20 protein-coding genes are annotated in these 21,304 nt (G+C 70.5%); 17 read left to right on the top strand and 3 right to left on the bottom strand.

Annotated features, from left to right (window positions below; genetic code table 11):
* Positions 1-59 precede the first annotated feature (59 nt).
* The gene (locus tag KK087_RS10300) at positions 60-353 is read right to left on the bottom strand and encodes a DUF6412 domain-containing protein (RefSeq protein WP_214565036.1); all 294 of its coding nucleotides are present in this window, start codon (positions 351-353) and stop codon (positions 60-62) included.
* 66 nt (positions 354-419) lie between these two features.
* Here KK087_RS10300 and ybaK point away from each other — a divergent pair, with 66 nt between their 5' ends.
* The 17 genes from ybaK to KK087_RS10215 all read left to right on the top strand — a co-directional run bounded on the left by ybaK (position 420) and on the right by KK087_RS10215 (position 19,131).
* Positions 420-905, top strand: coding sequence for a Cys-tRNA(Pro) deacylase (gene ybaK / locus KK087_RS10295; RefSeq protein WP_214530334.1), 486 nt, complete (start codon positions 420-422; stop codon positions 903-905).
* A 96-nt stretch (positions 906-1,001) separates the two neighbouring features.
* A complete protein-coding gene (locus tag KK087_RS10290) occupies positions 1,002-3,611 on the top strand; it encodes an ATP-dependent Clp protease ATP-binding subunit (RefSeq protein WP_214565035.1) in 2,610 nt (869 codons plus the stop codon).
* An 823-nt stretch (positions 3,612-4,434) separates the two neighbouring features.
* Complete coding sequence (locus KK087_RS10285) at positions 4,435-4,668, top strand: hypothetical protein (protein ID WP_214565034.1); 234 nt, start codon at positions 4,435-4,437, stop codon at positions 4,666-4,668.
* Positions 4,669-4,921: 253 nt separating this feature from the next.
* The gene (locus KK087_RS10280; protein ID WP_017887364.1) at positions 4,922-5,464 is read left to right on the top strand and encodes an adenine phosphoribosyltransferase; all 543 of its coding nucleotides are present in this window, start codon (positions 4,922-4,924) and stop codon (positions 5,462-5,464) included.
* A gap of 124 nt (positions 5,465-5,588) precedes the next feature.
* Positions 5,589-7,610, top strand: coding sequence for a threonine--tRNA ligase (thrS, locus tag KK087_RS10275; protein ID WP_214565033.1), 2,022 nt, complete (start codon positions 5,589-5,591; stop codon positions 7,608-7,610).
* Complete coding sequence (locus KK087_RS10270; protein WP_439647692.1) at positions 7,610-8,323, top strand: HIT family protein; 714 nt, start codon at positions 7,610-7,612, stop codon at positions 8,321-8,323. The genes thrS and KK087_RS10270 overlap by 1 nt, the downstream gene beginning before the upstream one ends.
* A 13-nt stretch (positions 8,324-8,336) precedes the next feature.
* Positions 8,337-9,257, top strand: a complete 921-nt coding sequence (gene pdxS / locus KK087_RS10265) for a pyridoxal 5'-phosphate synthase lyase subunit PdxS (protein ID WP_214530331.1) — start codon at positions 8,337-8,339, stop codon at positions 9,255-9,257.
* Positions 9,247-9,858: a pyridoxal 5'-phosphate synthase glutaminase subunit PdxT gene (gene pdxT, locus KK087_RS10260; RefSeq protein WP_214565032.1), complete on the top strand. Its 612-nt coding sequence runs from the start codon at positions 9,247-9,249 to the stop codon at positions 9,856-9,858. Before pdxS ends, pdxT begins: the two co-directional genes overlap by 11 nt.
* 119 nt (positions 9,859-9,977) lie before the next feature.
* On the top strand, positions 9,978-10,745 hold the full coding sequence (locus tag KK087_RS10255; protein WP_214544296.1) for a YebC/PmpR family DNA-binding transcriptional regulator: 768 nt from the start codon (positions 9,978-9,980) through the stop codon (positions 10,743-10,745).
* Positions 10,746-10,747: 2 nt separating this feature from the next.
* Entirely contained in the window at positions 10,748-11,395 is a 648-nt protein-coding gene (ruvC, locus tag KK087_RS10250) for a crossover junction endodeoxyribonuclease RuvC (protein WP_214544295.1), read from the top strand.
* Complete coding sequence (ruvA, locus tag KK087_RS10245) at positions 11,392-12,012, top strand: Holliday junction branch migration protein RuvA (RefSeq protein ID WP_214530327.1); 621 nt, start codon at positions 11,392-11,394, stop codon at positions 12,010-12,012. Before ruvC ends, ruvA begins: the two co-directional genes overlap by 4 nt.
* Entirely contained in the window at positions 12,009-13,052 is a 1,044-nt protein-coding gene (gene ruvB, locus KK087_RS10240) for a Holliday junction branch migration DNA helicase RuvB (protein WP_214530326.1), read from the top strand. The genes ruvA and ruvB overlap by 4 nt, the downstream gene beginning before the upstream one ends.
* Before the next feature lie 89 nt (positions 13,053-13,141).
* Positions 13,142-13,543, top strand: a complete 402-nt coding sequence (locus KK087_RS10235; protein ID WP_214565031.1) for a preprotein translocase subunit YajC — start codon at positions 13,142-13,144, stop codon at positions 13,541-13,543.
* A 91-nt stretch (positions 13,544-13,634) separates the two neighbouring features.
* Positions 13,635-15,386, top strand: a complete 1,752-nt coding sequence (secD, locus tag KK087_RS10230) for a protein translocase subunit SecD (RefSeq protein WP_214565030.1) — start codon at positions 13,635-13,637, stop codon at positions 15,384-15,386.
* On the top strand, positions 15,386-16,390 hold the full coding sequence (gene secF / locus KK087_RS10225) for a protein translocase subunit SecF (protein ID WP_214530324.1): 1,005 nt from the start codon (positions 15,386-15,388) through the stop codon (positions 16,388-16,390). Before secD ends, secF begins: the two co-directional genes overlap by 1 nt.
* The gene (locus KK087_RS10220) at positions 16,390-16,737 is read left to right on the top strand and encodes a rhodanese-like domain-containing protein (protein ID WP_214565029.1); all 348 of its coding nucleotides are present in this window, start codon (positions 16,390-16,392) and stop codon (positions 16,735-16,737) included. Before secF ends, KK087_RS10220 begins: the two co-directional genes overlap by 1 nt.
* A gap of 69 nt (positions 16,738-16,806) precedes the next feature.
* Entirely contained in the window at positions 16,807-19,131 is a 2,325-nt protein-coding gene (locus tag KK087_RS10215; RefSeq protein ID WP_228513657.1) for a RelA/SpoT family protein, read from the top strand.
* A gap of 307 nt (positions 19,132-19,438) precedes the next feature.
* Here the strand turns inward: KK087_RS10215 and KK087_RS10210 are convergent, their stop codons facing one another.
* Positions 19,439-20,038, bottom strand: coding sequence for a type IV toxin-antitoxin system AbiEi family antitoxin (locus KK087_RS10210; RefSeq protein WP_214530322.1), 600 nt, complete (start codon positions 20,036-20,038; stop codon positions 19,439-19,441).
* A 202-nt stretch (positions 20,039-20,240) separates the two neighbouring features.
* Positions 20,241-21,194, bottom strand: a complete 954-nt coding sequence (locus KK087_RS10205; RefSeq protein WP_214565028.1) for an ROK family protein — start codon at positions 21,192-21,194, stop codon at positions 20,241-20,243.
* Between the last annotated feature and the right edge of the window lie 110 nt (positions 21,195-21,304).

Below are 21,304 nucleotides of genomic sequence, written 5' to 3'. Positions count from 1 at the left end.
CGGTTCCGATCGGTGGTGGGCCAGCGGGGTGCGCGAGCGGCCCGGCCACCGGTCGGTGGTCAGGCCGGGGTCGCGACCCCCGGTGCCCGTGAGCGGACGTGTCCGTCGGCGTCGGGGTGGCTCCACCCGATCCGGGTGACCAGGTCGGGCACCGCCGACCGCTCCGACACGGATGCCGAGCCGACCCCGAGGACGGCCGCCAGCACGGCGACGAGCAGCCGGGCGACGACGACGGTCACGGCGACCGCGGTCAGCCCGAGCGCCGCCATGGCCAGCAGGGGCAGCACGCCGGCGCCGGGGTCGCCGAGCACCAGCGCGGCGGTGGCGCGGAGCACGAGCAGGACGGCGGTCATGGTCCGTTCAGCGTAACGCCCGCGTGCCGTCGAGGACCGGAAGGTGCGACGGGGGAGGATCGCCGCATGACCGCAGGTTCGCCGAGCACCCCAGCGACCGTCGCGCTCGAGGCGGCCGGGGTTGCGTACACGCCGCACGTGTACGAGCACCACGAGAGCGCCACCAACTTCGGAGAAGAGGCCGCCGCCGCCCTCGGGCTGCGCGAGGAGCAGGTCTTCAAGACCCTCGTCGTGTCCGTGGACGGTGCCCTCGCCGTGGCCATCGTGCCGGTGGCGAACCGGCTCGACCTCAAGGCCATCGCCGCCGCGGTCGGGGGCAAGAAGGCGACCCTGGCGGACCCGACCCTCGCCGAGAAGCGGACCGGGTACGTCGTCGGCGGCATCAGCCCGGTCGGTCAGAAGACCCGGCTCCGCACCGTGCTCGACGAGTCGGCACTGTCGTACGCGAGCATCTTCGTGTCCGGCGGGCGTCGCGGCTTCGACGTCGAGGTGGCACCGACGGACCTGGCCCGGATCACCGAGGCGGTCGCGGCGCCGATCGCGCGGACCTGAGTCGAGTCGCCGCAAGTTTTTTCGGCACCCGGGAATGACCCGGGCCCTCCTGCGTTGCATTGAGTCGAAGGCACTCAAGTTCCCCAGGAGGTCCCTTTGCCAGAGACGTTCGGCCCGACCGGCAGCAACGACTCGTTCGACGAGTTCCTCGCCCGCCTGCTCGCGGCACAGCGCACCGGTGACCAGCAGCGCGTCCGCGCGTTCGGTCGACCGGTCGACATCACCCGGCTGCTCAGCCGCCGGACCCACGAGCTGCTCCAGCACACCGCCGAGTACGCGGTCGCGCAGGGGCAGCGCGAGATCGACGCACTGCACATCCTGCACGTGCTCGTCCGCACCGAACCGTTCGACGCCGTCGTGCGATCCGCGGGGGTCGACCCCGAGCGCCTCGCCGAGGAGATCGAGCAGCGCCTGCCGATGGCGCACGAGCCGCAGAGCGAGCCGACCGGCCGTCCCGCACTGACGGGCACCGCTCAGCGCATCCTCGTCGAGGCGACGCAGGCCGCGCGGGGCTTCGGCAGCACCTACACCGACCCCGAGCACGTCTTCTTCGCGCTCGTGATGGACCAGGAGACCGTGACCGGCCAGCTGCTCGCCAGCGCCGGCATCACCCCGCAGGTCATGCAGGACTACGCCCAGCAGGCCGCGGCAGCAGCACGAGAGGGGCGCCCCATGCCAGGAACCGGTGCGACGACCGGAACGGCCGAGTCCGGTTCCGACAGCGACACCCCGACGCTCGACCAGTTCGGCACCGACCTGACCGAGCGCGCCCGTGACGGGCACGTCGACCCGGTGATCGGCCGCGCCGACGAGATCGAGCAGACCGTCGAGATCCTGCTCCGCCGCACCAAGAACAACCCGGTGCTGATCGGTGAGCCCGGCGTCGGCAAGACCGCGATCGTCGAGGGCCTCGCCCAGCGCATCGTCGACGGTGACGTCCCCGCCCTGCTGCAGGGCAAGCGGGTCGTCGCGCTCGACCTGCCCGGCATGCTCTCCGGCACCCGCTACCGCGGTGACTTCGAGGAGCGCCTCACCAAGGCGATGGACGAGATCGCGGCGCACGCCGACGAGCTCATCGTCTTCGTCGACGAGCTCCACACCGTCGTCGGCGCCGGTGGCGGCGGCGAGGGCGGCTCGATGGACGCCGGCAACATCCTCAAGCCCCGACTGGCCCGCGGCGACCTGCACCTGGTCGGCGCGACGACGCTCAACGAGTACCGCCGGATCGAGAAGGACGCCGCGCTCGAGCGCCGTTTCCAGCCCGTCACGGTGGGGGAGCCCAACGTCGAGGACGCCGTCGCGATCCTGACCGGCCTCGCCCCGCGCTACGCCGAGCACCACGGCGTCGAGTACACGTCCGAGGCGCTCCGCGCCGCCGTCGAGCTCTCGCACCGCTACGTGACCGACCGGCACCTGCCGGACAAGGCCATCGACCTCATCGACCAGGCCGGCGCACGCCGTCGTCTCGCCCTGTCGGGCGACGTCGACGTCGAGGCACTGCGTGCCCAGGTCACCGACCTGACGGCCCGCAAGGACCGCGCGGTCGCCGAGGAGCACTACGAGGAAGCGTCCGACCTGCGCGACGAGATCGTCGGACTGGAGGCCCGGATCACCGCCGCCTCGTCGGCGGACGCGACCCGCACCTCCCGTCCGGAGTCCGCGGACACGTCGATCACGGAAGCCGACATCGCCGCCGTCGTGTCGCGTGCCACCGGGATCCCGGTGACCCGCCTCGGCTCGGCCGACAAGACGCGGCTCGCCGCGCTCGAGTCCGAGCTGCACGACCGAGTCGTCGGCCAGGACGACGCCGTGCGGGCGATCGCGAAGGCGGTGCGACGCAGCCGGACCGGCATGGGCGACCCGCGTCGTCCGGTGGGCAGCTTCCTGTTCCTCGGCCCGACGGGCGTCGGCAAGACCGAGCTCGCGAAGGCCCTGGCGTCGTCACTGTTCGGTGACGAGTCCGCCATGCTCCGCTTCGACATGAGCGAGTTCGGCGAACGCCACACCGTGTCCCGCCTGGTCGGTGCCCCTCCCGGGTACGTCGGCTACGACGAGGCCGGCCAGCTCACCGAGCGTGTCCGTCGCAACCCGTACTCGGTGATCCTGCTCGACGAGGTCGAGAAGGCCCACCCGGACGTCTTCAACCTGCTGCTGCAGGTGCTCGACGACGGCCGGCTCACCGATGGGCAGGGACGCACGGTCGACTTCCGGAACACGGTCGTCATCATGACGTCGAACATCGGCTCGGAGTTCCTGGCCTCCCGCTCGGGAGCGCTCGGGTTCGCGCCCGTCGGTGCCGCCGGTGGGTACGCCGAGGACGACCTGCGGGCCCGCGTGATGGGCAAGCTGCGCGAGGCGATGCGGCCCGAGTTCATCAACCGCATCGACGAGATCGTGCTGTTCCGCAAGCTCGAGCCCGCGCAGCTGCACGCGATCGTCTCGCTGCTGCTGCAGGACACGGCGCTCCGGCTCGTCGCGCAGGACATGCTCCTGTCGGTGTCCGACGCGGCGGTCGACTGGCTCGCCGAGCACGGGTACGAGCCGGAGTACGGCGCACGCCCGCTCCGTCGGCTCATCCAGAGCGAGGTCGACGACCGCATCGCGACCCTGGTGGTCGAGGGCGGGGTCGGCGCGGGGGACACCGTGCGGATCGACGTCGAGGGTGACTCCCTGACGGCGACCGTCGCGGAGCACGCGGCGGTCTAGTCCGGTCGCACGCACACACGAAGGCCCGGTACCGATTCGGTACCGGGCCTTCGCCGTGCGCGGCGCAGGGTGCGTGCTCCGTCACCCGGTGCGTGTTCCGTCACCCGGTGCGAGGTTGCCCGCACCGTGTACGCCTGCCGCCCCGCACCGAGCGCGCAAGCTGCCACCGGTTCGCGAACGGCGCACGGTGCAGCCGGGAAGCCCGACGCCGGTGCACGACGGGAACTCGGCACGCAGCCGGCACGTCGACGCGAGACCACGAACGTCGCACCGTGATCACCCTGTTCGGGAATGCAATTCCGAACCTTTTGCGAGAAAGGGGTTGCGCTCCGAATTGCGGTGCCGATAGTGTTCACTCGTCGCGAACGGTCGAACAATCGGCCCGGACGACTCCGCCAGCTCGAGACCGAAAGGGGGCCGACCATGATCATCTCCGCAACCACTCCGTTCCGTGGAATCCGTGGACTCGTCGGTACCCCGTTCCGCGTCCGCTGACCCGGGGCGTCCCACTCTCCTGACACCTGTGCCTCCGGGCACCGTGCGCTGAGCCGACCAGGCTCGCGCAGCACCGGTTCGTTCGTCTGCTGAACGGCTCGACGGCTCGTTGATGCGTGCCGTCCGATCTGCGCGGACGACGCCGGAAGAATGTCGGTGGACAGTGCGACGTTCTCGGTGTCGACGAGCATTCCGCGATCGTTGTCCGAACATTTCCGGACCGTCCCGGAGTGCATTCTCACGCATTCAATTCCCGCTGCCCGCAACCCGGGCGGATTCGCCCTGCCCGACACCCGGGCAGCTCTGCCGTGCCCTGAAGGGGAACACCGTGTCCACGAAGACCACCACCCGTCCACCCGATACCCGCGCGGTGCGCCGCCGGGTCTCCCTCGCCGACCGCATCGCACTCCGTGTCGGGATGTCGCTCATCATCTGGAGCCGACGCACCCGCAAGGAGCGGCCCGAGATCGACCTCGCCACGGTGGCCCGCCTCGAGCGGGAGCGCCAGCAGCGCGAGCTCGACTGGATCTCCCAGGGGGCCGCCATGCGGATGTGGCGCTGATCCGCACGCTCCGGCGCTCCGGCACTGCGCGTCGGCACTGCGCGTCGGCGGCGCACGCACGGTGCGTCGTTCAGAAGCCCGTGCGCCCTGAACGGCTCGGTGCGAGGAAACAACCTCGCACCGAGCCACCTTCGGCAGACCGGCCGACGTAACCCGCACCGTGCAGCGAACGGCCGACCCCGCACGAGGCGACCACCCTCGCACCGTGCGCCGACGTGTCGGACGCACCCCGGGCCTCCCGTACCGTTGGCGGGTGACCGAAACCGCAGCTGCACTCGTCGAACGCCTCACCGCCCTCGTGCCGGACTTCCCGAAGCCGGGGGTGCTGTTCCGTGACGTGACGCCGGTGTTCTCCGACGCCGTCGCGTTCGGCCGCGTGTGCGAAGCACTCGCCGCGCCGTTCGCGGTCGGGGCCGGGTTCGACGCCGTCGCCGGCATCGAAGCCCGGGGCTTCGCGCTGGCCGGTGGCATCGCCGCGCAGCACCAGGTCGGCGTGCTCACCGTCCGCAAGGCCGGCAAGCTCCCCGGCGAGGTGCTCAGCGAGCAGTACGCGCTCGAGTACGGCGAGGCCGAGCTCGAGCTCCGCCCGGGCCAGCTGCCCGCCGGGACCCGTGTCCTCGTCGTCGACGACGTCCTCGCCACCGGGGGCACCGGCGCCGCCACGATCACGCTGCTCGAACGAGCCGGCTACCAGGCGATCGGGTTCGCCGCGCTGCTCGAGCTCGACGGGCTGAACGGGCGCGAGCGACTCGAGCCGCGGCTGCCCGTCGCGACGCTCGGCGCCGTCCCGGCCTGAGCACGGGCAACCGCGCTGTCGCGCCGCGCATCCGTCCTCTCCACAGGCACCTTCCCGGCGTCCGCGCGCGAGCACGTCTCGCACTAGTCTTGACGCACCATTTCGATCGAGGAGTCCCATCATCGTGACCGAGTCAGTCGCACCCGCGCCCGCCGAGCTTCCCCAGGCACCCGAGCCCCGGACCGCGACGACGACCACGACGGGCACCGAGCTCTTCGACGGAGAGCGCGGCGTCGTCGCCATCCGCGTCGACGGCGTCCTGAAGGACCTCGCGGCGGACGTGCAGGCCGGCGAGACCGCCGAGGCGGTCACCCTGCAGGAACAGGACGGCCTCGACATCCTCCGCCACTCGGCCGCCCACGTGCTGGCGCAGGCCGTGCAGCAGATCAACCCGGACGCCAAGCTCGGCATCGGGCCGCCCGTCACCGACGGCTTCTACTACGACTTCGACGTCGCCGAGCCCTTCACCCCCGAAGACCTCAAGGCGATCGAGAAGGGCATGGACCGCATCGTCAAGCAGGCCCAGCGCTTCCGTCGCGTGGTCGTCACCGACGAGCAGGCACGCGAGCTGATGGCGGGGGAGCCCTACAAGCAGGAACTCATCGGCCTCAAGGGTGCGGCGACCGACGGCGACTCCGGCGAGAGCGTCGAGGTCGGTGCCGGCGAACTGACCGTGTACGAGAACGTCGACCCGAAGTCGGGCGAGGTGCTCTGGCAGGACCTCTGCCGGGGCCCGCACGTCCCGCACACCCGCTGGATCGGCAACGCCGCGAAGCTCATGCGCGTCGCCGCTGCGTACTGGCGCGGCTCCGAGAAGAACCCGCAGCTGCAGCGCATCTACGGCACCGCCTGGCCCGACAAGGACCAGCTCAAGGCGTACCTGGTGCGCCTCGAGGAAGCCGCCAAGCGCGACCACCGCAAGCTCGGCGCCGAACTCGACCTGTTCTCGTTCCCCGACGAGATCGGTTCCGGTCTGGCGATCTTCCACCCGAAGGGCGGCATCATCCGCCGTGAGATGGAGGACTACTCCCGCCGTCGGCACGAGGAGAACGGCTACTCGTTCGTCTACACGCCCCACATCACCAAGGGCGACCTGTTCGAGACCTCCGGGCACCTCGGCTGGTACAAGGACGGCATGTTCCCGGCCATGCACATGGACGAGGCGAAGGACGAGGACGGCAACGTCACGCGGCAGGGTGCCGACTACTACCTCAAGCCGATGAACTGCCCGATGCACATCCTGGCGTACCGATCGCAGCCCCGCTCCTACCGCGACCTGCCGCTCCGGATGTTCGAGTTCGGCACGGTGTACCGCAACGAGAAGTCCGGAGTCATCCACGGCCTGACCCGCGTGCGCGGCCTGACCCAGGACGACGCGCACATCTTCACCACGCAGGAGAAGATGAAGGAGGAGCTGACCACGACCCTCGCGTTCGTGCTCTCGCTCCTGCGCGACTACGGCCTCGACGACTTCTACCTCGAGCTGTCGACGAAGGACCCGGAGAAGTACGTCGGCGACGACGAGATCTGGGACGTCGCGACGGAGACCCTGCGCCAGGTCGCCGAGGAATCGGGTCTCGAGCTGGTGCCGGACCCGGCCGGTGCGGCGTTCTACGGCCCGAAGATCTCGGTGCAGGCCCGCGACGCGATCGGCCGCACCTGGCAGATGTCGACCGTGCAGCTCGACTTCAACCTGCCCGAGCGCTTCGGCATCGACTACACCGCGGCCGACGGCTCGCGCCAGCGTCCGGTGATGATCCACCGCGCGCTGTTCGGCTCGATCGAGCGCTTCTTCGGTGTCCTCACCGAGCACTACGCGGGTGCCTTCCCGGCGTGGCTGTCGCCGGTGCAGGTCGTCGGCATCCCGGTCGCGGCCGAGTACGGCGACTACCTCGACGAGGTCATCGCGAAGCTCCGCACCCACGGCGTCCGCGCCGAGGTCGACCACTCCGACGACCGCATGCAGAAGAAGATCCGCACGCACACCAAGGCGAAGGTGCCGTTCCAGCTCATCGCCGGTGGCGACGACCGCGACGCCGGTGCGGTCAGCTTCCGCTTCCGCGACGGCCGCCAGGACAATGCGGTGCCCGTCGACGAGGCCGTGGACCGCATCCTCACCGCGATCCGCGAGCGCGCGCAGGTCTGATGGCACAGTCGGGGCCCATGCCGCCGGTTCCGGGCCGACGCGCCAGCGGCGGGACGGCCGTGCCGGTGGGGAGAGGCCCGGAGCAGGCCCCGGGGACCGGTGACGTCGACGACGTGGCCGGTCCCACCGCCGCCGCGGTCTCCGAAGGCGCGGACACCGACCCGCTGGTGATCCGCGACGCGGCCACGGGCGCAGCCGTCCCGGACGCGTTCCAGCGACTCTGGAACCCGCACCGGATGGCCTACATCGACGCCGGCCGCGAAGGCCGGGGTCGCGGGCACGACGACGACTGCCCGTTCTGCGCGGCACCCGGGATGTCCGACGAGGACGGTCTGATCGTGGCCCGGGGTGAGCACGCCTACGTGCTGCTCAACCTGTTCCCGTACAACAACGGGCACCTGCTCGTCTGCCCGTACCGGCACGTCCCGCTCTACGACGAGGCCACAGCGGACGAACTGCGTGAGATCGGTGAGCTGACCCAGACGGCGATGCGGGTGCTCCGCGAGGTCTCGCACTGCGACGGATTCAACATCGGCATGAACCAGGGCGAGGTCGCCGGCGCCGGGGTGGCAGCGCACCTGCACCAGCACATCGTGCCGCGGTGGCAGTCCGACGCGAACTTCTTCCCGATCATCGCCCGGACCAAGTCCATGTCGCAGCTGCTCGGCGAGACGCGTCGACTCGTCGCCGACGGGTGGCCCCAGGCGGACTAGACTGGTCGGCATCATGAGCGACAGCACCAGCACCTCCGGCACCCCTGGCACCTCGATCACCGGCTCCGACCGCGTCAAGCGCGGCCTCGCCGAGATGCTCAAGGGCGGCGTGATCATGGACGTCGTCGACGCCGAGCAGGCCCGCATCGCGGAAGAAGCCGGCGCGACCGCCGTCATGGCCCTCGAGCGCGTCCCCGCCGACATCCGTGCCCAGGGCGGCGTCGCCCGCATGTCCGACCCCTCGATGATCGAGGAGATCATCGCCGCGGTGTCGATCCCGGTCATGGCGAAGGCCCGCATCGGCCACTTCGTCGAGGCGCAGGTGCTGCAGGAGCTCGGCGTCGACTACATCGACGAGTCCGAAGTGCTGTCGCCCGCCGACTACGTCAACCACATCGACAAGTGGAAGTTCACCACCCCATTCGTCTGCGGTGCCACGAACCTGGGCGAGGCGCTCCGTCGCATCACCGAGGGCGCGGCGATGATCCGTTCCAAGGGTGAAGCCGGTACGGGTGACGTGTCCGAGGCCACCAAGCACATCCGCACCATCAGCCAGGAGATCGCGGCACTCCGGAACCTGCGCGACGACGAGCTCTACGTCGCCGCCAAGGAGCTCCAGGCCCCGATCGACGTCGTGCAGGAAGTCGCCCGCACCGGCAAGCTCCCGGTCGTCCTCTTCACCGCGGGCGGTGTCGCCACCCCGGCCGACGCCGCGATGATGATGCAGCTCGGCGCCGACGGTGTCTTCGTCGGTTCCGGCATCTTCAAGTCCGGCGACCCGGCCAAGCGCGCCGCCGCGATCGTCAAGGCGACGACCTTCCACGACGACCCCAAGGTCATCGCCGAGGTCTCGCGTGGTCTGGGCGAGGCGATGGTCGGCATCAACGTCGCCGACGTCCCCGCACCGCACCGCCTCGCCGAGCGTGGCTGGTAGTCCGACGAGCGGCGCCCGGCCCCGCATCGGGGTCCTGGCGCTGCAGGGAGACTTCCGCGAGCACATCGCCTCGCTGACCGAGCTCGGCGCGGACGTGGTGCCGCTCCGTCGCCCGGAGGAGATCGAGACCCTCGACGGTGTCGTGATCCCGGGCGGCGAGTCGAGCGTGATGGACAAGCTGTCCCGCGCGTTCGGCGTCGCCGAGCCCCTCGCCGACGCGATCCGCGGTGGCCTGCCCACCTACGGCACGTGCGCCGGGATGATCATGCTGTCGTCGCGCATCACCGACGGCATCAGCGGCCAGCAGACCCTCGACGTGCTCGACACCACCGTGCGCCGCAACGCGTTCGGCGCGCAGAACGACTCGTTCGAGATCGACATCCCGATGCCCGACCTCGGCGAGGCCCCGGTGCACGCGGTGTTCATCCGCGCCCCCGTCGTGGAGCAGCGAGGCGACGACGTCCACGTCCTCGGCGCCCTGCCCGACGGCCAGGTCGTGGCGGTGCAGCAGGGCAACGTCATCGCCAGCGCGTTCCACCCCGAGGTCGCGGGGGAGGACCGCTTCCACCGCCGGTTCCTCGACCTGGTGCGCAACGCCTGAGGCGTGACCGCCCACCCGCCGCACCGGCGGGACGGAAGCCGCGCCGCGCCTCCAGGCCGGTGTTCGGCCCACGGGGCCGCTAAACTGAGCGGGACTTTCCGCAATACGCAAGGAGAACCGTGTCCGGGCATTCCAAGTGGGCAACGACCAAGCACAAGAAGGCGGTCATCGACCAGCGCCGTGCCAAGTCGTTCGCCAAGCTGATCAAGAACATCGAGGTCGCCGCGAAGATGGGCGGTGCCGACATGTCCGGCAACCCGACCCTGGTCGACGCCGTGCAGAAGGCGAAGAAGACCTCGGTCCCCAACGACAACATCGACCGCGCCGTCAAGCGCGGTGCGGGTCTCACGGGCGAGACCATCGAGTACACGACGATCATGTACGAGGGCTACGGCCCCAACGGCGTCGCGATGCTCATCGAGTGCCTCACGGACAACAAGAACCGTGCGGCGGCCGAGGTCCGGACCGCGATGTCGCGCAACGGCGGCACCATGGCCGACCCGGGCAGCGTCGCCTACAACTTCTCGCGCAAGGGCGTCATCTCGGTCACGAAGACCGACGGCCTCGACGAGGACACCGTGATGACCGCGGTGCTGGACGCCGGCGTCGAGGACGTCATCGACCAGGGCGGCGGCTTCGAGATCATCACCGAGGCGAGCGACCTGGTCGCCGCCCGCACGGCCCTGCAGGAGGCCGGCATCGACTACGACTCGGCCGACGCCGAGTTCGTCCCCGGCCTCAAGGTCCCGGTCGACGCCGAGACCGCCCGCAAGGTGTTCCGCCTGATCGACGCGCTCGAGGACTCGGACGACGTGCAGAACGTCTACTCGAACTTCGAGGTCCCCGCGGACGTCCAGGCCGAGCTCGACGAGGACGAGGGCGAGTAGCCGTGCTCCGTGTGCTCGGGGTGGACCCCGGGCTCACCCGGTGCGGCGTCGGCGTCGTCGAGGTCGCACCGAACCGGCGCGCACGGCTCGTCCACGTGACGGTCGTGCGCACCCCGCCGGACATGCCGCTCGAACAGCGGCTGCTCCGCATCGCCGACGGCATCGCCGCCGAGATCGACGAGCACCACCCGGACGCGGTCGCCGTCGAGCGCGTGTTCGCGCAGGCGAACGTCCGCACCGTGATGGGCACGGCCCAGGCGGCCGGCCTCGCGTTGCACGCGGCGGCGGCGCGCGGCCTGCCCGTCGGGCTGCACACCCCGTCCGAGGTCAAGGCCGCCGTCACCGGCTACGGCAACGCCGACAAGCGCCAGGTGCAGACGATGATCGCGCGCGTGCTCGGTCTCGACGAGGCCCCGAAACCGGCCGACGCCGCCGACGCGCTCGCGTTGGCCGTGTGCCATGCCTGGAGGCTCGGATCACCCGACGCCGCCGGCTCACGTGCCACGAACCTCACCCCGGCACAGCGCGCATGGCGGGACGCCCAGGGCGGCACCGTCGACTCGCCGCTGGCGCGCGCGGCCGCCGCGGCGGCCCGCCCGCAGCGTGGCAGGTCGGCGCCGTCGGTGGCCGGCCCTAGGCTCGGAGCATGATCGCGAGTCTCCGGGGCACCTGCATCGACATCGCCGGCTCGGCCGTGGTGATCGAGGTCGGGGGAGTCGGCTACGCCGTCACCGTCACACCCGCGCACGCGCTGACGATGCGTCACGGGTCCGAGGTGTTCGTGCGGACCGCGATGATCGTGCGCGAGGACGAGCACCTGCTCTTCGGCTTCGAGTCGACCGACGCGCTGCAGGTGTTCGACCTGCTCCGCGGGGTCTCCGGCGTCGGCCCGAAGTCCGCGATGGGCGTGCTCGCCCACATGGACCCGGCCCAGATCGCGAACGCCGTCGCGCACGAGGACGACGGCGCGTTCCGCAAGGTCTCCGGCATCGGCCCGAAGACCGCCAAGCTCATCATCGTCGCGCTCTCCGGCAAGCTCGTCGCGTTCGAACAGGCCGCCGTGGTCGCCGCCGCACGGGGGACCGCAGCGCACCCCGCAGCGGTCGACGTCGTCTCGGCGCTCATCGGTCTCGGTTGGCGTGAGGACGCGGCACAGACCGCCGTCGACGACGCCGTCGCGAACGAGCCGGGCGCTGCGGCGATGGGCACCCAGGCCCTGCTGCGCGCTGCCCTCGGCGCGCTCCGACCCGCGGCTGCCGGCCGGTGAGCGGTATCACGTCCGCCGGCGCCGAGTCGCCGGAGGAACTCGCGTTCGAAGGCGCGCTCCGTCCCCGCTCGCTCGACGAGTTCGTCGGCCAGCGCAAGGTGCGCGGGCAGCTGGACCTGCTCCTCAAGGCCGCCGGCATGCAGGACCGGACGCCCGACCACATCCTGATGGCGGGTCCTCCCGGCCTCGGCAAGACCACGCTGGCGATGATCGTCGCGCACGAGACCGGTCGACCGCTGCGCATGTCGAGCGGTCCGGCGATCCAGCACGCCGGCGACCTCGCCGCCGTGCTCTCGTCCCTGGTCCCCGGTGAAGTCCTGTTCATCGACGAGATCCACCGGATGGCCCGCTCGGCGGAAGAGATGCTCTACCTGGCGATGGAGGACTTCCGCATCGACGTGATGGTGGGCAAGGGCGCCGGTGCCACGAGCATCCCGCTCGACCTCGCGCCGTTCACGCTCGTCGGTGCCACCACCCGGGCCGGGCTGCTGCCGAACCCGCTGCGCGACCGCTTCGGGTTCACCGCCCACCTCGAGTTCTACGAGAAGGACGAGCTCGAGCAGGTCCTGATCCGTGCGGCGCACCTGCTCGAACTCGACATCGACCGGACCGCGCTGCGCGAGATCGCCGGCCGCTCGCGGGGCACCCCGCGCATCGCGAACCGCCTGCTGCGCCGGGTGCGCGACTACGCGCTCGTGCACCGCACCACCGACGGCATGGCCGCCGTCCAGGGTGCGCTCGACCTGTACGACGTCGACGAACTCGGGCTCGACCGACTCGACCGCGCCGTCGTCGAGACCATGCTGACCCGCTTCGACGGCGGACCGGTGGGCCTGAACACCCTCGCGGTGTCCGTCGGCGAAGAGTCCGAGACGATCGAGTCCGTCGTCGAACCCTTCCTCGTCCGCGTCGGGCTCGTCACCCGCACCCCGCGCGGGCGCATCGCGACACCTCGGGCCTGGCGGCACCTCGGCCTCACCCCGGGGCAGGGCGACGGCGGGCAGCCCGGGCTCTTCGACGACACCGAGACCACAGACTGAAGCCGATCAGTCGGGTGACATGCCACGGACACCGGCGTGCCCTAGACTGCTACGGCCCGAAACCGAGCAACCAGAGAAGGCAACGCATCATGGGTCAAGAAGTCATCCTCATCGTCATCGTCGTGGCGTTCGCGGCCTTCATGTTCTACAACAGCCGCAAGCGCAAGAAGCAGCAGGCCGAACTCGTGGACAAGATGGTCCCGGGCGCCAAGGTCATGCTGTCCTTCGGCCTCTACGGCACGCTCCTCTCCGTGAACGAGGAGAAGGTCACCGCTGACGTCGAGATCGCACCGGGGACCATCGTCACCGTGCACCGTCAGACCCTCTCGCGAGTCGTCGACGACAACGCGTCCGACGTCGAGACCACCACGACCACCGAGGACGAGCCGAAGCCGGTGGCCGAGCTCAACGGCGAGCCGGTCTACGGCGAGCGGGTCGACACCGACCGCGTCGACGAGACCGACGCCATGAAGCGCAAGTCCGACGACTGACGCCCTCGGCCGCCGGGTCGTCTGACCCGGCGGCTTCCCTCTGCCGTCGCACGGTGTGCCGACGGTCCTGAACAGAAAGACGAGACGACCGGTGGCACGATCGACACCCGTCAAGAAGGCGCTGCGCTCGCTCACCTGGTTGGTGATCCTGATGGCGATCCTCGCCGGCCTGAACACCGCCGCGTCGATCCTCGCCGGCTCTTCGAAGGACGACACCGACAAGTGGTACCAGGGCGCGAGCTGGGTGCCGGAGCTGGCTCTGGACCTGCAGGGCGGCACGCAGCTGACCCTCGCGGCGCAGAACACCGAGGGTGACTCGGTCACCTCGCAGCAGCTGCAGCAGGCGGTGAACATCATCCGCCAGCGCATCGACGCCACCGGTGTCTCCGAGTCGGAGATCAACACGCAGGGCGCGAACAACATCGTCGTCTCGATCCCGGGCCGCCCCGACAAGGCCACGATCGACCGCATCGAGGCCGCGGCCAAGCTGACCTTCCGGCCGGTGCTCTTCACCGAGGCCGCGACGAACTCCGCCGTCGGTGACGACGGCAAGGGAACCGCATCGGCCACGCCGTACTCGCCGCCGGCCTCGCTCGAGGCGACGCCCAGCGCGAAGCCCTCGAACGCGAGCGACCTGAACTGGGTCACGCCGAAGCTGCAGGACCTGTACACGAACTACAACTGCGCGGCTCCGGACGACGTCACGACGGCGCCGGACGACGAGCCCCTGGTCACCTGTGACCAGGACGGCGCGGGGAAGTACATCCTCGGCCCCGTGGAGGTCTCCGGTGCCGACATCAGCAACGCCACCTCGGGTCTCGCCACCGACTCGCAGGGCACCTCGACCGGTCAGTGGGCCGTCAACCTGACGTTCAACGGCGAGGGCTCGAAGGACTTCCGCTCCGTCACGAACCGTCTCGTCTCGCTCCAGCAGCCGCAGAACCAGTTCGCCATCGTGCTCGACGGATCGGTCATCACCGCGCCGACCACGAACTCGGCGATCACGAACGGCAAGGCGCAGATCACCGGCAACTTCACCGCCGAGTCGTCGAAGACCCTCGCCGACCAGCTCAAGTACGGTGCGCTGCCGATCAACTTCCAGGTGCAGTCGAACGAGAACATCTCGGCGACGCTCGGCACCGCGCAGCTCATCGGCGGTCTCGTCGCTGGTCTGATCGGCCTGATCCTGGTGATCATCTACTCGGTCATCCAGTACCGGGCCCTGGCGTTCGTCACGGTGCTGTCGCTCGGGATCGCCGCGATCCTGACCTACCTGGTGATCGCGATCATGTCGTGGCGCGTCGACTACCGTCTCTCGTTGGCCGGTGTGGCGGGTCTGATCGTCGCCATCGGCATCACGGCGGACTCGTTCATCGTCTACTTCGAGCGCATCCGTGACGAACTCCGTGACGGCCGTGCCCTCGAGAGCGCGGTCGAGTCCGGCTGGAAGCGTGCCCTCCGCACGATCCTGGCGTCCGACGCGGTGAACTTCCTCGCCGCCGTCACGCTGTACGTGCTCGCGGTCGCCGACGTGAAGGGCTTCGCGTTCACGCTGCTCCTCACGACCCTCATCGACATCGTGGTGGTCGCGCTCTTCACCCACCCGATGATGCAGCTCATCGCCCGCAGCCGGTTCTTCGGCGAGGGGCACCGATTCAGCGGTCTCGACCCGGCAGCACTCGGCGCCGTCTACCGGGGGCGTGCGCAGTTCCGCGCACCCGTGGTGGACGGCAAGCGCCAGCGCAGTGCCGGTGAGGCGCAGCGCCGACAGACGATCGCGGAGCGGAAGGCCCAGCAGGCCTCCGGCGACAACGGCTCGACGCCGGACGGGAAGGACGACTGATGGCCAGCTTCAGCCAGTTCGGCAGCGACCTCTACACGGGGAAGCGGTCGTACGACATCATCGGGCGCCGGAAGACCTGGTACCTCATCGCGCTCGTGATGATCGTGATCTCACTCGTCACGCCGTGGCTCCGCGGCGGGTACCAGCTCGGCATCGAGTTCACCGGCGGCTCGGAGTTCACGATCTCCGACGTCAAGACGCTCGACCAGAACATCGCGACCGAGACCGTCGAGGGCGTCGTCCCGGAGTCGTTCCCGCGCGTCTCGCAGCTCGGCACGCACGGCATCCGGGTGCAGACCGGCCAGCTGACCGACCGGCAGACGAGCGAGGTGCAGGACGCCCTGGCGAAGGCCTACGACGTCCCCGAGAGCCAGGTCGCCGGCACCTTCATCGGGGCCACGTGGGGCGCCGACGTCCTCGCGCAGGCCATCCGCGGTCTGGTGATCTTCCTCGCCCTCGCCGCGGTCTTCATGACGCTGTACTTCCGCACCTGGAAGATGTCGCTGTCCGCGATGGCCGCGCTGCTGCACGACCTGCTCATCACCGCCGGTGTGTACGGCATCGTCGGGCTCGAGGTCACGCCGGCGGCGGTCATCGGCTTCCTGACGATCCTCGGGTACTCGCTCTACGACACCGTGGTGGTCTTCGACAAGGTGCGTGAGAACACCGCGCAGGAATCGATCCGCACGTTCAAGCAGTCGGTCAACCTCGCGGTCAACCAGACGCTCGTCCGTTCGATCAACACCTCGGTCGTGGCCCTGCTGCCGGTCGCGGCGATCCTCTTCATCGGGTCGTACGTGCTCGGTGCCGGCACGCTGCGCGACATCTCCCTCGCCCTGTTCATCGGCATCATCGTCGGCACCTACTCGACGATCTTCATCGCATCGCCGATGTACGCACACCTGCGCGAGAGCGAGCCGAAGATCAAGGAGTCGGACGCCAAGAAGACCCAGGCGGCCGAGAAGCGCCGGCGTGAGGTCGACGCAGCAGAGGCGAGCGTCTGATGCCCATCGACATCCAGGAGATCGACGTCGCCGAGGCCCGGCGCCGCATCGACGCCGGAGCCCGCCTGTTCGACGTCCGCGAGCAGGGGGAGTGGGACGAGGTCCACGCTCCGCAGGCCACGCTCGTGCCGATGTCCGAGTTCGTCGACCGCTGGCAGGAGATCGACGGCGGCGACCAGCCGGCCATCATCGTCTGCCACTCCGGCGGCCGGTCCTCGCGCATCGTCGCAGCCCTCGAGCAGTCGGGTGTCCCGGCCGTCAACCTCTCCGGCGGGATGCTCGCCTGGGAGCAGGCGGGGGCACCGGTGGAGCGCGACGCCCAGGGCGAACCGCGTCACGGGCACTGACCGCGGACGCGTAGTCTTGTCGGATCGAGCTCGGATCGAGCTCTCGGACCGAGTCCTGGGAGGCGCACGATGACGGACACCCGCGAAGAGCCGTCCGCGCCGAGCCGCCCGGGCTCCGCCCCGCGGCCCTCGAGCCCGATCGGTCCGAACACCACCGGCAACCTCGGTTCCCTCCGCTCCCTGCTGCCGCGGCTGTTCTCGCGCGCACAGCCGGCCGGCGCGGTGGACACGCTGATCCGCACGGTCCGTTCGCACCACCCCAAGGCCGACGTGACGCTCATCGAGCGCGCGTACTCGGTCGCCGAGCGGGCGCACGACGGCCAGAAGCGCAAGTCCGGTGAGCCGTACATCACGCACCCGGTGGCGGTCGCACAGATCCTCGCCGACCTCGGCATCGGCACGATCACCATCGCGGCGGCGCTGCTGCACGACACGGTGGAGGACACCGACTACCAGCTCGACCAGCTGCGGGCCGACTTCGGCGACGAGATCGCGATGCTCGTCGACGGCGTCACCAAGCTCGACAAGGTCAAGTACGGCGACAGCGCGCAGGCCGAGACGGTCCGCAAGATGGTCATCGCGATGTCGAAGGACATCCGCGTCCTCGTCATCAAGCTCGCCGACCGTCTGCACAACGCCCGCACCTGGGGCTTCGTGGAGTCCACCTCCGCCACGCGCAAGGCGAAGGAGACGCTCGAGATCTACGCGCCCCTCGCGCACCGGCTCGGCATCCAGATGATCAAGCTCGAGCTCGAGGACCTGTCCTTCGCGGTCCTGCACCCGAAGCTCTACGTCGAGATCGACAGCCTCGTCAAGGAACGGCAGCCGAAGCGCGAGCAGTTCGTGCAGAACGTTATCGGCACCCTGAAGAAGGACCTCAAGGCCGCCAAGGTCCGGGGCGACGTCATGGGGCGGCCGAAGCAGTACTACTCGATCTACCAGAAGATGATCGTGCGAGGCCGCGAGTTCGACGAGATCTACGACCTCGTCGGCATCCGCGTGCTCGTGCCGACCGTGCGCGACTGCTACGCCATGCTCGGCTCGGTGCACGCCCGGTGGACGCCGCTGCCCGGTCGCTTCAAGGACTACATCGCGACCCCGAAGTTCAACCTGTACCAGTCGCTGCACACCACCGTGCTCGGGCCGCAGGGCCGTGCGGTCGAGATCCAGATCCGCACGCACGAGATGCACCAGCGCGCCGAGTTCGGTGTTGCGGCGCACTGGAAGTACAAGCAGCGCGCTGCCGGTCGTGACGCCGGCACCTCGTCGACCACGGACGACCAGGACATGGCGTGGCTCGCCCACATCACCGACTGGCAGGCCGAGACCAGCGACCCTGGTGAGTTCCTCGACTCCCTGCGCTACGAGATCGGCGCCAAGGAGACCTACGTCTTCACGCCGCAGGGCAAGGTCATCGGTCTCCCCGCCGGCGCCACCCCGGTCGACTTCGCCTACGCCGTGCACACCGAGATCGGGCACCGCACGATGGGTGCGAAGGTCAACGGTCGCCTGGTCCCGCTCGAGAGCCAGCTGTCCAGCGGCGACGTCGTCGAGATCTTCACGTCGAAGAACCCCGACTCCGGCCCCTCGCAGGACTGGCTGCAGTTCGTCCGCAGTCCCCGCGCCCGCAACAAGATCAAGCAGTGGTTCACCAAGGAGCGCCGCGAAGAGGCGATCGAGCAGGGCCGTGACGCCATCGCCCGCGCGATGCGCAAGCAGAACCTGCCGCTCCAGCGCATCATGAGCCAGGACAGCATCGCCGAGGTCGCCTCCTCGATGCGGTACGAGGACGTCTCCGCCCTGTACGCCGCGATCGGCGAGGGTCACGTCTCGACGCAGTCCGTGATCGAGAAGGTCCTCGGCAACGTCCAGACCGAGACCGAGACGGACGAGCCCGAGCTCGCGTTCCCGCGCCAGGTCACCAGTCGTCAGCTGCGCACGAGCGACAGCGGCGTGCTGGTCCGCGGTGCGCCCGACATCCTCGTGAAGCTCGCGAAGTGCTGCACGCCGGTGCCTGGCGACCAGATCGTGGGCTTCATCACCCGCGGCCAGGGCGTCTCGGTGCACCAGTCGTCGTGCACCAACGTGAAGTCGCTCATGAACGAGCCCGACCGGATGATCGAGGTCGAGTGGGCCCCGTCGTCGAAGTCGGTGTTCCTGGTGCAGATCCAGATCGAGGCGCTCGATCGGTCGGGCCTGCTCAGCGACGTCACCCGGGTGCTGACCGATCACCACGTGAACATCCTGTCCGCGACGGTGTCGACCTCGTCCGACCGTCTCGCGCTCAGCCGGTTCGTGTTCGAGATGGGCGACACCATCCACCTCGACCGCGTGCTGAACGCGGTGCGACGCATCGACGCCGTCTACGACGTCTACCGCGTCAGCGCCGGCTAGCGGCAGGGCCCCGCGCGGCCCGTCCGTCGACCGGTCAGGAACCGTCGGCCGCGGCCCTGCCAACCGACAGTCCGTGACCACTCGGCGGACGCGAGCGGGGTGTCCTGACCGCGCGCACGCGCCGGACCGGAGGCCCGTGGCAGCCCCGCCCCGTGCCTCCCGCCCGTCGACCGGTCACGACACGTCGCACGGGCACCGTCGACCGGTCACGGACCGTCGGCTGCGGCCCTGCGAACCGACGGTCCGCGACCACTCGGCGAACGTGAGCGGGGTGTTGTGACCACTCGGCGAACGCCCGCTCGACGCACTAGCGGGCAGCGCCCCCAGCCCCGTTCTGCAGCCCCTGCAGCCCCTGCAGCCCCGACAGCCCCCACAACCGCCGCTCGGCCTGCCGCACCATGGGGATCGTCCCGAGGGACGTCAGGCGCGCCTGCAGCTCGGCAGCCGTGACCGCCCCGATCGCGAGCAGCCCGTGTACGGCCGTCGCCTCGGCCTCCCCGAACGCACCGGCCGAGGGGCCCGGCGTCCGCAGCAGGTCGACCGCGGTCCGCGCCGGCAGTGTGACCCGCAGCCGCGAGAGCTCGACGGCGTCGTCGGCGTCGATCCGGACCTCCCGCAGGCGGACGTCCGGCCCGACGTGGACCCGGACCTGCGGCGGGATGCACGCCTCGAGCGGCGCGGGCGGCCGGGACACCGCACCCCAGATCCACGCGGCGGTCAGCGTGCAGGCGATCAGGCGCGCGTCCCGGAGGACCCACGCGGCAGCGGCGGCGCGCAACGACGGCGTCTGCGGTTCGGCAGGGGAGGCCCAGCAGGGACCGACCGCGACCAGCTCGCCGGCCAGGGCCGCCGCACGCAACTCGGGCTCCGGCCAGTCGTCACTGGTCAGCAGTCGCGGGCGGGGCACCCGCACATCCTGCCCGACCTGCGGACGCCATCGACAGGCCTGTGGACAAGCCACGGACGGGCCGGGAGGCTCGTGGCGGGCCCGCACCGCGCCTCCAGGCCGTCAACCGGTCGCCACCACGGCATGGGCCGCGTCGACAACGCACGGACCCGCGGGCGGGGCGGATGACCAGACGGAGCGCAGCGCGCTCAGCGCAGGAAGCTCAGCGCAGGACGTCAGCGCGGTGCACGAGCGCCGCGGCACCGATGAGCGGACCGTCCTGCGACAGCCCGGTCGGGACGATCTGCACCTTCGTGACGAACCCGAACTCGACGCGCTCCGCCACGGCCTGCCGGGCGTACTCGAACAGGTCCGGGGTGACGTGCGAGAACCCGCCGCCGATGGCGACGATCTCGAGGTCGACCAGGCTCGTCGCGGCGGCGATCGCCTGTCCGAGCGCCCGACCGCTCCGCTGGACAGCGGCGACGGCGATCTCGTCCCCGGCGGCGTACGCGGCGGACAGCTCCTCGCCGGTGGTGCCCGCGAAGCCCTGGCGACGCGCCCAGGCCACGGTCTTCGGGCCGCTGGCGATCGCCTCGAGGCAACCGGTGCCGCCGCAGGCGCAGGGGTCGTCGTAGCCACCGCACTCGACGTGGCCGATGTGCCCGGCGTTGCCCGTCGGTCCGCTGACGGTGCGGCCGTGCAGGATGAGCCCGCCACCGACACCGGTCGAGACGATCATGCCCATCACGTGGTCGTACCCCTGGGCCGCGCCGACCCAGTGCTCGGCGAGCGTGATCGCCAGGCCGTCCATGCGGAGCGTCACCGGGACACCCTCGGGCACGAGTGCCGCGACCCGATCGCGCAGCGGGTGGCCGCGCCACACCGGCATGTTGAGCGGGGAGACCAGGCCGTGCTCCTCGTCGACCGGTCCGGCCGAGCCGATCCCGACACCGACGAGCGTCGCGTCGGCCGGCAGCGCGCCGAGCGCGGCCGTGACGACCTCGTCGACGGCGGCCTGCAACTCGTCCGACGTGCGCTGCGGTCCGGTGGGACTGCGGAAACGGGTCGCGGGGAGCACGGCACCCTGGTCGGTGACGAGTGCGGCCTCGACCTTCGTGCCGCCGAGGTCGACGGCCAGGGCGAGGGCGGGGGACTGGGGTGCGGTGCTGGACATGCGCGCTCCGATGCGGCGGTCTGGAGGCCCGGTGCGGGTCACCGACGCGTCGTCGCGTCCGGTGGGCGCCGGCCTGGTCGTGGTGGGTGCTGCTGGGTGGGCTGGTGGCT

Origin of the sequence: Curtobacterium aurantiacum (assembly GCF_018598555.1) — a bacterium.
Taxonomy (GTDB): Bacteria; Actinomycetota; Actinomycetes; order Actinomycetales; family Microbacteriaceae; genus Curtobacterium; species Curtobacterium aurantiacum.
The sequence above is the reverse complement of the archived record's forward strand: the minus strand, read 5'-3'. Positions and strand labels throughout refer to the sequence as shown.

Coding starts and splice junctions, on each gene's coding strand:
- KK087_RS10205 (WP_214565028.1), bottom strand. CDS start 21,194: ATGTCCAGCACCGCACCCCAGTCCCCCGCCCTCGCCCTGGCCGTCGAC.
- ruvA (WP_214530327.1), top strand. CDS start 11,392: ATGATCGCGAGTCTCCGGGGCACCTGCATCGACATCGCCGGCTCGGCC.
- KK087_RS10300 (WP_214565036.1), bottom strand. CDS start 353: ATGACCGCCGTCCTGCTCGTGCTCCGCGCCACCGCCGCGCTGGTGCTC.
- KK087_RS10220 (WP_214565029.1), top strand. CDS start 16,390: ATGCCCATCGACATCCAGGAGATCGACGTCGCCGAGGCCCGGCGCCGC.
- KK087_RS10215 (WP_228513657.1), top strand. CDS start 16,807: ATGACGGACACCCGCGAAGAGCCGTCCGCGCCGAGCCGCCCGGGCTCC.
- KK087_RS10270 (WP_439647692.1), top strand. CDS start 7,610: ATGGCACAGTCGGGGCCCATGCCGCCGGTTCCGGGCCGACGCGCCAGC.
- KK087_RS10235 (WP_214565031.1), top strand. CDS start 13,142: ATGGGTCAAGAAGTCATCCTCATCGTCATCGTCGTGGCGTTCGCGGCC.
- secF (WP_214530324.1), top strand. CDS start 15,386: ATGGCCAGCTTCAGCCAGTTCGGCAGCGACCTCTACACGGGGAAGCGG.
- ybaK (WP_214530334.1), top strand. CDS start 420: ATGACCGCAGGTTCGCCGAGCACCCCAGCGACCGTCGCGCTCGAGGCG.
- pdxS (WP_214530331.1), top strand. CDS start 8,337: ATGAGCGACAGCACCAGCACCTCCGGCACCCCTGGCACCTCGATCACC.